Origin of the sequence: Haloferula luteola, from assembly GCF_014201715.1 — a bacterium.
Taxonomy (GTDB): domain Bacteria; phylum Verrucomicrobiota; class Verrucomicrobiia; order Verrucomicrobiales; family Akkermansiaceae; genus Haloferula; species Haloferula luteola.
Genome location: NZ_JACHFD010000007.1, coordinates 1 through 12421, shown reverse-complemented (window position 1 = coordinate 12421; position 12421 = coordinate 1). Strand labels below are relative to the sequence as shown.

General features: G+C 58.3%; 11 protein-coding genes and 1 riboswitch. Of the genes, 5 read left to right on the top strand and 6 right to left on the bottom strand.

Annotated elements, in window-relative coordinates:
• Positions 1-8: 8 nt before the first annotated feature.
• From HNR46_RS08255 to HNR46_RS08240, 4 genes are all read left to right on the top strand, one after another.
• Positions 9-2483 carry a WD40 domain-containing protein gene (locus tag HNR46_RS08255; RefSeq protein WP_184017671.1) on the top strand — a complete coding sequence of 825 codons (2475 nt, stop codon included), beginning with the start codon at positions 9-11 and terminating at the stop codon, positions 2481-2483.
• A gap of 19 nt (positions 2484-2502) precedes the next feature.
• Entirely contained in the window at positions 2503-2952 is a 450-nt protein-coding gene (locus tag HNR46_RS08250; RefSeq protein ID WP_184017669.1) for a VOC family protein, read from the top strand.
• A 27-nt stretch (positions 2953-2979) separates the two neighbouring features.
• Positions 2980-3094, top strand: a riboswitch (TPP riboswitch).
• Positions 3095-3168: 74 nt separating this feature from the next.
• Positions 3169-5208, top strand: a complete 2040-nt coding sequence (gene thiC / locus HNR46_RS08245; protein WP_184017667.1) for a phosphomethylpyrimidine synthase ThiC — start codon at positions 3169-3171, stop codon at positions 5206-5208.
• 145 nt (positions 5209-5353) lie between these two features.
• Positions 5354-6808: a sulfatase family protein gene (locus HNR46_RS08240; RefSeq protein ID WP_184017666.1), complete on the top strand. Its 1455-nt coding sequence runs from the start codon at positions 5354-5356 to the stop codon at positions 6806-6808.
• Positions 6809-6821: 13 nt separating this feature from the next.
• On the opposite strand, the gene HNR46_RS08235 is transcribed toward HNR46_RS08240, so the two are convergent.
• Entirely contained in the window at positions 6822-8948 is a 2127-nt protein-coding gene (locus HNR46_RS08235) for a GH92 family glycosyl hydrolase (RefSeq protein ID WP_184017665.1), read from the bottom strand.
• Positions 8949-9120: 172 nt separating this feature from the next.
• Here HNR46_RS08235 and HNR46_RS08230 point away from each other — a divergent pair, with 172 nt between their 5' ends.
• Positions 9121-9579 carry a hypothetical protein gene (locus HNR46_RS08230; protein ID WP_184017664.1) on the top strand — a complete coding sequence of 153 codons (459 nt, stop codon included), beginning with the start codon at positions 9121-9123 and terminating at the stop codon, positions 9577-9579.
• Between the two features lie 61 nt (positions 9580-9640).
• On the opposite strand, the gene HNR46_RS08225 is transcribed toward HNR46_RS08230, so the two are convergent.
• The 5 genes from HNR46_RS08225 to HNR46_RS08210 all read right to left on the bottom strand — a co-directional run.
• Positions 9641-10432, bottom strand: a complete 792-nt coding sequence (locus HNR46_RS08225) for a cysteine peptidase family C39 domain-containing protein (protein ID WP_184017662.1) — start codon at positions 10430-10432, stop codon at positions 9641-9643.
• Complete coding sequence (locus tag HNR46_RS08220; RefSeq protein ID WP_184017660.1) at positions 10429-10995, bottom strand: P-loop NTPase family protein; 567 nt, start codon at positions 10993-10995, stop codon at positions 10429-10431. Before HNR46_RS08220 ends, HNR46_RS08225 begins: the two co-directional genes overlap by 4 nt.
• Positions 10940-11218, bottom strand: coding sequence for a hypothetical protein (locus HNR46_RS20620; RefSeq protein WP_221285078.1), 279 nt, complete (start codon positions 11216-11218; stop codon positions 10940-10942). Before HNR46_RS20620 ends, HNR46_RS08220 begins: the two co-directional genes overlap by 56 nt.
• 5 nt (positions 11219-11223) lie before the next feature.
• Positions 11224-12141 (bottom strand): hypothetical protein, encoded by a 918-nt coding sequence (locus tag HNR46_RS08215; protein ID WP_184017658.1) that lies wholly within the window; start codon positions 12139-12141, stop codon positions 11224-11226.
• A partial coding sequence (locus HNR46_RS08210) for a hypothetical protein (protein WP_184017656.1) occupies positions 12138-12421 on the bottom strand: 284 nt, incomplete at its 5' end. The genes HNR46_RS08215 and HNR46_RS08210, both read right to left, overlap by 4 nt.

Sequence of the window (12421 nt, the reverse complement as noted above, 5' to 3'; positions counted from 1 at the left end):
CTGAGGTCGTGACATTCCGCCCACACACCCTCCTTCTCGCCTTGGCATTGCCCTGCATGGCCGAGGAAAAAGTCACGTACGACGACCACATCTTCCCGCTGTTTCAGCAGTCCTGTCTCAACTGCCACAATCCCGACAAAGCCAAAGGCGGACTGGATCTTTCCTCTTACACCGGGGCAATGAAGGGAGGCTCCGGTGGAAAAATCGCAGAAGCCGGCGACACGGGATCCAAGCTCCTCGCCGTCATCCTCCAAACTTCCGAGCCCAAAATGCCGCCAGAAGGCGACAAATTGAGCGACCCAAAAATCGCCCAAATCCGGGCGTGGATCGAAGGCGGCTTGCTGGAAAATGCCTCATCGAAGGCCCAAAAACCCAGTAAGCCGAAGTTCGACATGAGCCTTTCGGCCCATCCGACTGCGAAGCCCGATGGCCCGCCGCCCATGCCCCGCCATGTTTTGTTAGAGCCTGCAGTGGTCGCGGAGCGCCCCGCCGCCGTGCAATCCATGACCACCTCCCCATGGGCACCTTTGTTGGCGGTCACTGGGCAACACCAGGTTCTCCTGTTTGACACCACCACCCTCGATCTCGTCGGCATTCTTCCCTTTCCGGAAGGTGATCCGGTCGCCCTCGCTTTCACTCCCAACGGTCGCTATCTCATCGTCGGTGGCGGTATCCCTGGCAAATCCGGTGTCACTGTGACATTCGATATCTCCGACGGCAGTCGAGTGATGACCGCCGGCAAGGAATTCGACTCCATCCTCGCCTGCGATCTTCGGCCCGATCTCGCGACCGTCGCCACCGGATCTCCCTCTCGCAAAATCAAAATCTGGAACACCGCCGACGGATCTTCGGTCGCTTCCATCAAAAAGCACACCGATTGGGTCACCGCTGTCGATTTCTCGCCTGACGGCGTGCTCCTCGCCACGGGCGATCGCAATGGCGGCGTTTGGGTCTGGGAAGCTGCAAGTGGCAATGAATTCCATACCTTGCGTGCCCATCAGGCCAGTATCCGCACCGCCGCTTTCCGAGCCGATTCCAACGTGCTCGCGACGGCCTCCGAGGATGGCACGGTGCGCTTTTGGGAAATGAACAATGGGAGCGAGATCAAGAAGATCGACGCTCACCCCGGCGGCGTACTCGACTTTTCTTGGGCCCGCGATGGCAGCTTCGCCACCTGCGGTCGCGATGGCAAAGCCCGACTTTGGAAGCCCGACTTCAATCCTCTTCACGAAATCACCGAGCTTCCTGAGCTCCCTGTCTCCATCGCTCTCGATGGCGAGGGCCAACGCGTTTTCATCGCCTGCTACAACGGAGTCATTCGAGTGCATCAAGTCTCCGATGCCACCTTCCTCGGACAGATCGATGCCAACCCTCCCACCATCGAGACCCGGCTTGCGCATATTCGATCCGCCCTCGAATCGCAACCCGGCATCGTCACCCAAGCAACTCAGGCTCGCGACCAACGAAGAGCCGCGCGCAATGAAGCTCAAACCGCCGTGACCTCCCTGCAAACCCGCAAAAGCGAAGCCGAATCCACGGAGCGCGAAACGGGCCAGCACCATCAACAGGAACGAGCAGAACGCGATCGCCTCCAAGCCGAACTCTCCCCCCTCCATCACGAGCGAGAAGTCCGCCAAACAGAACTCGCCGATCTCGGAGCCCAGATGGGGGCGCATCGTCAACAGCTGGCTCCCCTCGCCCAACAACGCGATGAAGCCCAGGCCGCCTTGGCCAACGCAGAACTCCACTGGAATGAAGTCCAACAATCGGCCGATGATCCAGAAAAGCCCGCACGCATCGCCGCCGCCACCGCCTCACGAGACCAATGCCGCCAAAAATCGGCCGAAACCCAATCTCGATTCGACGCCTCCGCGAGCCAACTGGCCACACTGGAAACCCGCCACCAGGACACCAATCGCCAGCTCGGGGAACTGAATGACCGCATCGCACCCCTCGAGTCCGCTCTCGCCGAACACCAAAAAACGACTGCCGAAAGTCAACGTGCCTGGGAGGATGCCCAAGCCCAACTCGCTCCTTTGCAGAGCTCCATCGAAGCCGCACAAAAAACTCTCGCCGAACACGAGAAGGTCCTAGCCGAAGGCGAATCCGAACTCGTCGAGGCCCAAGCAACCCTCAGCCACCTAGAACAGGATCTCCAACACTGGACCGCTGCCGAGATCCGCACAAGGGCTCTCGCCGCTGCCCGTTTGGCCGAAGAATCGGCACTCCAGAGCGACACTCTCGCCGAATCCTTCAACCCCCTCCAAGAGGGCTTCGAAAAGCAACTCGCCATTTTGCAAAAAGCCCGTGCTGAAAATCTCCCCGACCTCCCTGCCCTCGAAACCCAGCTCCACCAGCAAGAGCACGACTTGATCCTCGCTCGCCAGGCCCTCGCCAAAGCCCTCGCCGAAACCGAGCAACGACGTCACCATGCCGATCAGCTCCAGCAAAATTACCTTCAGGCACTTGGCGAGAGCCATTGATTTGAAATAGGCTGCCATCATGCAGCCCAGAATCAGCATGATTACCCTCGGAGTGAGAGACTTCGACCGCTCCGTCCGCTTCTACCGCGAGGGCTTGGGACTGCCCCAAATGGACTCCCCTCCAGGCGTCGCCTTCTTCACCCTGAACGGCTCCTGGCTCGCTCTCTACGGCTGGGATGCTCTCGCCGAAGATGCCCAGATGGCTCCCCATGGAGAAGGATTCCGTGGCTTTTCCCTCGCCCACAACGTCTCTACCGAAGAAGAAGTCGACGCCCTCTTCGAGAAAGCCGTGGGAGCCGGGGCAACCCGCGTCAAATCGCCTCAGAAAGTCTTCTGGGGCGGCTATAGCGGATACTTTGCCGATCCCGATGGCCACCTTTGGGAAATCGCCCATAATCCGCTATTCTGGATCGGCCCTCCCGACCAAGGCGGAAATGTCCCCGCCGATTTCAGCCCTCCGGTATCTTGACTTCGTCGCGCGCGACGCCACTATCGCCGGAAACGACAGGGGAGCCCGCACGTCCGCCGGGCCGAGATTTTCCAACGCGTGGAAAAGACCCTCCGAACCTGATGCGGGTCACGCCGCCGTAGGAAGTCGAACGGTTTTCTTCCTTAGGCCACGTGGGTTCCGCGTGGCCTTTGTCGTCTCGACGCCGCCCTCCAACTGAAACCGCCATCTCTCGCCATGAACCCGCAAGACACCATCACCCCGGAAAACGCCCACCGCCGCTCCGACTACACCGGCAATTTCGTCGAGGAAATCGACAACTCCTCCGAACTCGCCGCCATCGAGAAGGATCCCACCATCTTCCCCAACTCGAGCCGGGTCTACCTGAATGGCTCTCTCCACTCGGACCTCCGGGTTCCGATGCGCGAAATTCGCCTCGCCGACACCGAATATCCCGATGGCTCCAAGGTCCCAAACGAGCCCGTCCGGGTCTACGACTGCTCCGGCCCATGGGGTGACCCCTGCTTCGAAGGCGACGTCACTCAAGGACTCCCCGCTCTCCGCCGCGACTGGATTCTCGCCCGCCAAGACGTCGAAGAATATGCAGGCCGCTCCGTAAAACCGGAAGACAACGGCTACCTTTCCGACGCCCACGCCGAAAAATACAACGAGAACAAGGCCGCCAAAAACAAGCTCAAGGAGTATCCCGGTCTCAAACGCCAACCCCTCCGCGCTTCCATGGGCCATCCCGTCACCCAGCTGTGGTACGCTCGCCAGGGCATCGTCACTCCAGAGATGGAATTCGTCGCCATTCGCGAAAACCTCGGTCGCCAAGAAGCCTTCCAAACCATTTGTGACCACTATCCCCATCCTGCTGACGCCCCCCCTGAAGTCCGGGCCCAGATGGATCAGATCTGCTCGACGCCCGAAGGCTACAACATGCCCCGCCCGTCGGAAATCGATCCCCACCGCCAGGTTCCGCGCAACGTCATGCACCACCAACACCCTGGCCAAAGCTGGGGTGCACAGATCCCCGCCATGATCACCGCGGAATACGTCCGCTCCGAAGTCGCACGGGGTCGCGCCATCATTCCCGCCAACATCAATCACCCCGAAAACGAGCCGATGATCATCGGCCGTAACTTCCTGGTGAAGATCAACGCCAACATCGGCAACTCCGCAGTGGCCTCGACCATTGATGAAGAAGTCGAGAAAATGCGCTGGGCCACCAAATGGGGAGCCGACACCGTGATGGACCTCTCCACCGGCAAAAACATCCACGCCACCCGTGAGTGGATCATTCGCAACTCCCCAGTGCCCATCGGCACCGTTCCGATCTATCAGGCCCTCGAAAAAGTCAACGGACGCATCGAGGACCTCACGTGGGAACTCTATCGCGACACCCTCATCGAACAAGCCGAGCAGGGAGTCGACTACTTCACCATCCACGCCGGCGTCCTCCTGCGCTTCGTCCCTCACACCGCCAAACGCATGACCGGCATCGTCTCCCGCGGCGGCTCCATCATGGCCAAATGGTCCATCCACCACGGCAAGGAGAACTTTCTCTACACCCATTGGGATGAGATCTGCGATATCTGTGCCGCCTACGATGTTTCCTTCAGCATTGGTGACGGCCTGCGCCCCGGCTCGATCGCCGATGCCAATGACTACGCCCAACTCGCCGAACTTGAGGTCCAGGGTGAACTCACCCAACGGGCTTGGGAAAAAGGCTGCCAAGTCATGAACGAGGGCCCCGGCCACGTTCCCCTGCACCTCATTCAGGAAAACATGCAGAAGCAAATCGAGTGGTGCCACGAAGCTCCCTTCTACACCCTCGGGCCCCTCACCACCGACATCGCGCCCGGATACGACCACATCACCTCCGCCATCGGAGCCGCCAACATCGGCTGGTACGGCTGCGCCATGCTTTGCTACGTCACCCCTAAAGAACACCTCGGCCTGCCGAACCGCGACGACGTGCGCGAAGGGGTCATCACCTACAAGCTCGCCGCCCACGCCGCCGACCTCGCCAAGGGCCACCCCGCCGCCCAAGTCCGTGACAATGCCATCTCCAAGGCCCGATTCGAATTCCGTTGGCGGGACCAGTTCGCCCTGGGACTCGATCCCGCCAAGGCCATCGCCTTCCACGACGAGACCCTGCCGGCAGAGGGCGCCAAAACCGCCCACTTCTGCTCAATGTGCGGCCCCACCTTCTGCTCGATGAAGATCACCGCAGACGTCCGCAAATACGCTCAAGATAACGGCTACCTCGGCTAAGCTCTTCGATTCCCATCAACTCACCGGAAGGCGGCTCGCCCACCTTCCGGTTTTTTTGTACCTTCGCCTCTCATCACCCCGTAAGATCCGCCGGTTTTCACTTCACTCTCGCTTTCTTGCATCCCGCCAACTCCACCCACCCGTCATGAAATTCCATTTCCGGCTGCTCCTTGCCTGCTTACTCAGTGCCTCATCTGCCGCCGCCGCTCCTAAGCCCAATGTCGTCGTGATCCTCGCCGACGACCTCGGCTACGGAGACGTCCACGCCCTTCACTCCGAAAGTCGCATCGCCACCCCCGCCCTCGACCAACTCGCCCGTGAAGGCATGATCTTTACCGACGCCCATAGTAGCTCGTCCGTCTGCACTCCCAGTCGCTACAGTTTGCTTACCGGACGCTATGCTTGGCGCACACACTTGCAGAAAGGCGTGCTGGGTGGATTCGCTCCGCCACTCATCGCGCCCGATCGCCTCACGCTTGCCAGTTTTCTCAGGGAACAAGGATACACCACCGCCTGCGTCGGAAAATGGCATCTCGGCATGACCCTCTCAAAAGACGGCAAAGGCACCATTCCCGACGGCCCCCTCACCCGGGGATTCGATCATTTCTTCGGCATCAGTGCGTCGCTCGACATGCCTCCCTACGCATTCTTCGAAGACGATCACTTCACTGCACCTCTCGATACACAGAAAGCCTTCTTCCCCAAACGTCTCGGTCCTGCAGCCCGTGATTTCGAAGCCATCGATGTCCTCCCCTCCCTCACGGATCGGGCAGTGAAATTCATTCGTAAGCAAGCAGCTTCCCCTCAGCCATTCTTGCTCTACCTCCCCCTCACATCACCCCACACCCCCATCGCTCCAACATCCGAATGGAAGGGGAAAAGCCCCATGGGCTCCTACGCTGATTTCGTCATGCAGACCGACGACACCGTCCGGCAAATCATGGCCGCCCTCAAGGAGACCGATCAATCCGATCACACCCTTCTCGTCTTCTCCAGCGACAACGGCTTCGCCCCCGCTGCCGGAACCCAAGCCCTCGAATCTCAAGGCCACTTTCCCAGTGCCGGATACCGTGGCTACAAATCGGACATCTGGGAAGGTGGCCACCGCATTCCTCTCATCGTCCGCCTCCCAGGGATCACTCTGCCCGGTTCGAAGTCCACCGATCTCGTCTGCCTGGGCGACCTCATCCGCACCTGCTCCGACCTTCTCGAAGTTCCCCTTCCCGCTCATGCAGGAGAAGACAGCATTTCCTTCCTCCCGTCCCTCCGTGGCCAACCCGGCCTCCGCACCTCTCTCATTCACCACTCCGAAAATGGCAACTTCGCCATCCGTCAAGGCAACTGGAAATTGGAGTTCTGCCCCGGCAGCGGCGGTTGGGGAAACCCGACCAACAAACTCGCCATTGAACGCAAACTTCCCTCCAAGCAGCTTTACCGACTTTCGTCCGATCCCGCCGAACTCTCAAATCTTTACCATTCCCCCGATACCCCCGTCGCGGATCTGACCCGCCAACTGAGACGCCAGATTTCAAGCGGACGCAGTACCAGCGGGCCTGATCAGCCCAACGACGTCGAAGTCGCGGTCGAATTCCTTCACTGAAAGAGGCTTCGAATCACGAGCCCTCTGTTCGAATCACCACCTCCTCACTGGAGAACAACCTCGCGTGCGGCAACTGGAAACCGTCCAGCTTCTCTCCCCCACACTCAATGGAAGTCATCTTCCGGCTATTCCCATCGCGGCGCACCACCACCTCCTGCTTGCCGGGCAGGGAAATTCTCACCTCATCAAAAATCGGCACCGTCACCACATACTCCGGGTCGGCCGGTGAATAGGTGTATATCCCAATCGCATTGTAAACATACCAAGCCGACATCTCCCCCGCGTCGTCCATGCCCGCAAGCGTGTTGCCACCCTTCATGCCGTAAAAACGCTCCATCGCCTCATCGATCACCGCTTGGCTCTTTTCCGGTTTGCCCACAAAGTGATAGAGATAAGGGAAACCATGGGAAGGTTGGTTGCCATGGCAATACTGCCCAATGAAGCTGTTGATATTCATCGCAATATGCTGCGGATTCCACGGAATCTCGAACAATTGATCCAGCTGCGCCTCGAACGCCTCCGGAGACTCATACAGCCCCATCAGGCCGGCCGTATCGTGAGGCGCGAAGAACGACGAATTCCACGCATTCGCTTCCCGATACTGATATTCATAGTACGGCTGAGTGGCATCGAATGGCATCACCCACTCGCCATTCGACCAGCGTCCCCGCATCAGCCCGGTCGAAGGATCGAAAAGATTCCGATAATTTTTCGACCGCTCCATCAATGCATCTCGCTTCTCTGTCTCCCCCAACTCCCCGGCCAACAGCGCCAATGCATAGTCGTCGTAGGCATACTCCAAGGTTTTCGTCACTCCCGCCTTGGCCTTGGTCTCCACCACAGGGCGGTTGATCTGTGGCGTCGAAATATAGCCCTTCTCCCGATACTCCTTCAAATGGGGTCGCGCATGCGGACTTTCCTCCATCGCGTTCTTCCACAGCTCCTGAAACGCCCCTTGCACATCAAAGTTCCGGATTCCCCGCAAATAGGATCCCGCCACAAAGGCCGCCGCATGGTCCCCATGGAAATACGTCGCCATGTGCCCGGACCGCTCTCCTCGTTCGACCAGAGATTGGATCACATCACCCGCCACCTGAGGAGAAAGCCAGCCTAACAAAACCAACTTGTTCCGATAAGTATCCCAAAGCGCCGGAGTCGCATAGTGCCCCCGCTCAGGGTGACGTCTCACCTCTCCGTGGATGCGGTACTCACCATTCACGTCACTACGGAGACCCGGCCACTGTACCGAGCGGTAGACGGATGAATAAAACAACCTTCGCTGCTCATCCGATCCTCCCTTCACCCGCAGACGCCCTAACATACTCTCCCAGGTCATCGATGCCGCCGCGCGAACCTCGGCAAATGCCCGCTCCCCCGCTTCGCGCTCTCGGTTTTCCCGCGCATTCTCCACGCTCACGAATGAAACCCCCACCCTCAGTTCCAGCGGCTCCTCTCCTCCCGCAAAACTCACCACCACCACCTCGCGGTCACCCGCCTGCATCCTCTCCACCGAGCTGATCTTCGCACTGGAGCGCGCTCCGAAAAACACCCTCTCCCGCCCATTCTGGAATCCCGTGATCTCCTGATCTCCCGCCTGCTCAAGATTCCACTCCGAAATCCCTTCATTTGAAACCCCAAGGTCGAACAAGACTTTGCGATCCGCTCCTTGTGGAAACTGATACCGATGCAGGCCGCACCGAGGCGTCACAGTCAACTCCACATCGATCCCGTAACGATCCAAGAAAACCTGATAGAATCCTGGTTCAGCATGTTCCTTCTCATGCGAAAATCCCGAAGCAAAGTCCTTCGGGTCCACCTCACCTGTCACCGGAAGCATCGGCAAGTGGCAAAGATCCCAGTGACCTTTATTGGTATGCGCAAATGCGCGGATGGTCCGATCCTCATACTCATACCCCGCCCCGCTCCCAAATTGCGTGATCGGGCTAAGCTGGACCATCGCATTCGGAAGCGTAGCACCCGGATAGGTGAGGCCCGCCCAAACACGGAAACTTGGATCAAATCCTATCTCCTTCACTTCAGTGATCGCAGCGGTCCCCAAGAAAGGATTCACCAGATCAACCAGCTTCTCTTCGGCCCTCAAGCCGGCCAACAACACAGGGAACAACAGCAAGAATCGCATGGGGACAGTGGAATCAAACAGTTCGCCCCCCCTACGCCGCCCATCCCATCCGGCTTTCGCCACTCCGTCGCTTTCCGCAAATCCCCCAGCCTCCGCATTCCACACTTTCCTCACTTTCCCAACACTCCCGTATGGACCTTCGGGCTCATGCCTGCTTCAACGACCGCCTCCCATGCCGCCGAAAAAGCAACTCATCGAAAGCATCCTCACGGAACTCCGCCAGCGTTTCGCCCAAATGGAAAGCGCCGCCAAGGATGCCCACGCCGCGGCCAGCGATCCCGACTCGAAAGCGGAATCCAAATACGACACCCGCAGTTTGGAAGCCTCCTACCTCGCCGCTGGCCAAGCCCAGCAAGTAGCCGAACTCGCGGAGGCCGTCACTCGCTTCGCAGCCTTCGAGGGACGCGAATTCGAACTCGACGAATCCATCGACGCCGGGGCTCTTGTCGAAATAAGCGGAGAGGACACCCCCTCCTGGTACCTCCTCGCTCCCGCAGCTGGAGGCCTCTCTGTCACCTTCGATGACATCGACATCACCGTCCTCACCCCTGCAAGCCGCCTTTATCAATCCCTTCTTGGCAAACAGCTTGGAGACGAAATCGACGACGGTTTCATCACGGAAATCCGCTAAAGATGCCCCTGAGAAACCTCACTCTTGGAAGGCCCTCAAAAACGCCGGAAATCACCCCCCTTCAGTTCGTAGTGGCACGAACCACCATCTGAAAACCTGTCAATCGATAGCGGTCGAGAATCTCTTCCCCTGTCAAAACTTCACGTCCCCGTAGAGGGTCCCCCACCACAAACGCCTCTCCATCCTTTTCAAGGAGAGCAATGAAGTGACCCGCACCACCCCATCGAACGCCAACCATCGCAGGCAGGGACATCCTTTCCAAAACCTCCGACTGGAAATCAAAGTCCACTCTCACTCCCCGTGATCGAGCTGCCCGGGCAAGATACCATGCTTCCGTTCCGCCCGCATACGAATGAGCCTCCCGTGCAAGTTCCCTTTCGGTCACCTTGATCCCGAGCTGCTTGAGAAGTGTTGCCGTCGCAGCCGCCCCGCAAGTCGAGGGCGTGCTTTGCAGACAAACATCGCCATCCCATTGATCTCGGTAACTCACGGCCGGGATCGGTCCGATCAACGGCTTGATAAAGGGAAGAATCGAACCCCCTATCACCCCAAGCAACACGGGAAACCCCCACATCCGAGGAAGTCTCCCCGCCAACAACCCACCAGCCAATCCCACGAGCACCACCAATCCTTCCGTCCCCCGAAAACTCCGGAATGCATAGTAGCCATCCGATTCAGGAAGAACGTGAAAATAGTAAGCCGCGAAACTCGCACCGGGAATCGCCGCCACCACTGCAGCCATGGAGCATCCCAACCAAACCTTGAACGGCAGCTTCACAGCATAGCGGGACGCCAGCCAAAACGCGGCCCCCGAAAGAATCGCCGAAAGAATTCCAAGGCCGTTCAGATTCATCCCACCTTCGATGCACGTTCGGGTTGCTGCTGGATTCGCCACTTATTCGCTTCCTCTCCGGAACCAAACTCTAGCTCCGATAGAAACTCCGCCACCTCCTCACGAGTTCGAAGATAGATCCACTGCTGCTTTCCCATGGGCTCCTTCATGGACTCCATCAACCCAGGGCGAATTCGGACCGGAAACTGCCAAATGATGCGACATAGTGTTGGGATGATCAAAATCTCGGGACACCCCGGCGGCAATTCTGGACGCGATTTGAAAAGGTGAGGGAGATTCCTCCAAAAAACTCTCCAGAACGACAATCTTCTCGGCACATCCAAAAAGACCACGGTATCCGCCCGCGACAGCACCCGCGAGGAAACCCCATCGATCACCCAGGCCTCCTCACCTGTCCACTCATCCACCCGCCGGTCCCGCAAATCTTGCGGAACCTTCTTCCACCCGGGCAACCACACCGCCATATCCATATGATGGATGGGAAACCCCAAAATCGCCGACACGGCCTTAGCCACCGTCGATTTTCCTGCGCCAGCATTGCCCGTCACGAGAACTCTTTGCATACTCCTTCTTCTCCCATGGACCGTCCCGCAGTTCTACCACGGAGAGGGTTCCTCCGTCAAAGAGAGGTTCCAGACGAAGGATCTCACCGTCCTTTTCAAAACAAGCTTCCCCACTCCACAGGCAATCTATTGATGTATTCCCCTCGAAGGCCTTGAAGAAAGCTTCAAAGAAGTCGTCCACCGTCCCTTCCGCCTTCGGAACGAGGATCACCTCGTCGGCCACCCCAATCATGTGCTCTTGTTCTGTTTGTAACCGGGCATGAGTTCCGGCGGGCCATACATCGGTTCGTCGCAGATCGTGCCGGAGCCGGGCGGCCATTCGCAGTCCTCGTGGAAGAAGAGCTTCCAGAGGCGTTGCTGCATCCGGCCCTGTTCGCCGTCAGGGCGCGTGAACGGTTCCGGCCAGCACTTGAGGTAGAGGTAGTGCGGGGTGTCGCGCTTCTCGATAAAGAAGTCCACCGCCAGCGCCTCCTCCTTCGTGCACCTGGCATACTGCCAGAAGTGCGGGCCGAGCCACATCTCGGCAGTGGGGTAGAAGTTCACCACTGAAGAGAGCGCCTTGGGACGGCCCGGGTTCTTGGATATATCGATGAACACCCTATCAGGTTGCGGCGTTAGTGACGGCCCCGAAAATGGTTCAGACCATGTTTTGCAACCAAGAGGAAACTCTCCATACCGCTTCTCCCAAAAGCGATCTACAGTTTCAGAGCCTTGCCACGAGTGATATAGGCTGTTACTCTGACTAGCAACCACGCATTGGTTCTTCGAAATAACCTCTTCGATGAGGGGGTTCCAGGGAGCAGGAACCTTCGTCCCCTTTTCAAAAAAGCAAGTAAGTATGCAACCTCGGTCCTCCTGACTAGTCAACGTGTATTGGAAGCTCCTTGCGCCTGAACCAGAATAGACCCGAAATCCATTCAGGTTCCGCTCCAGAATGAACGCCTCAACCTCGCCGACTGCCAACTTGGCAATGAGCTGTGAATCCCATTCTTCTGGTCGACCGGTCATCCAACGCAGTTCAACTTCATTTGGTAATGCCTCACGTTCAGCCAAAAAATCAACCAGCTGCCGCCATATATTGCTTACATGTCTTGGCGTAGTTGAAAACCCTATGATAAATCGAGGCATATTCGTATTGTCACTCATGGCACCAGCTCGAACTCTTGAATGATGACTTGAACTTGCTTCACGCGGGCATCGTTCGAGTTGTTTATATAGAAAAGCAAAGCTTCCTCCAGCCGATCGCTTCCCGATCCGGGCTTTTTGAGAATATGTAAATTTAATCCTGCCGGACCAGACGGAGGCGGCGGCAGGCCAGCGAGCGCATCCACCGCCTTCGTCATGGCGCCATAGGCTCCGTCGGGATTCTTGAGCGTCTTGATCTGGACGTATTCCGCCGCGGACTTGAAGTCGACTGCTGGCGCGT

Coding starts and splice junctions, on each gene's coding strand:
- HNR46_RS08250 (WP_184017669.1), top strand. CDS start 2,503: ATGCAGCCCAGAATCAGCATGATTACCCTCGGAGTGAGAGACTTCGAC.
- thiC (WP_184017667.1), top strand. CDS start 3,169: ATGAACCCGCAAGACACCATCACCCCGGAAAACGCCCACCGCCGCTCC.
- HNR46_RS08240 (WP_184017666.1), top strand. CDS start 5,354: ATGAAATTCCATTTCCGGCTGCTCCTTGCCTGCTTACTCAGTGCCTCA.
- HNR46_RS08235 (WP_184017665.1), bottom strand. CDS start 8,948: ATGCGATTCTTGCTGTTGTTCCCTGTGTTGTTGGCCGGCTTGAGGGCC.
- HNR46_RS08230 (WP_184017664.1), top strand. CDS start 9,121: ATGCCGCCGAAAAAGCAACTCATCGAAAGCATCCTCACGGAACTCCGC.
- HNR46_RS08225 (WP_184017662.1), bottom strand. CDS start 10,432: ATGAATCTGAACGGCCTTGGAATTCTTTCGGCGATTCTTTCGGGGGCC.
- HNR46_RS08220 (WP_184017660.1), bottom strand. CDS start 10,995: ATGCAAAGAGTTCTCGTGACGGGCAATGCTGGCGCAGGAAAATCGACG.
- HNR46_RS08215 (WP_184017658.1), bottom strand. CDS start 12,141: ATGAGTGACAATACGAATATGCCTCGATTTATCATAGGGTTTTCAACT.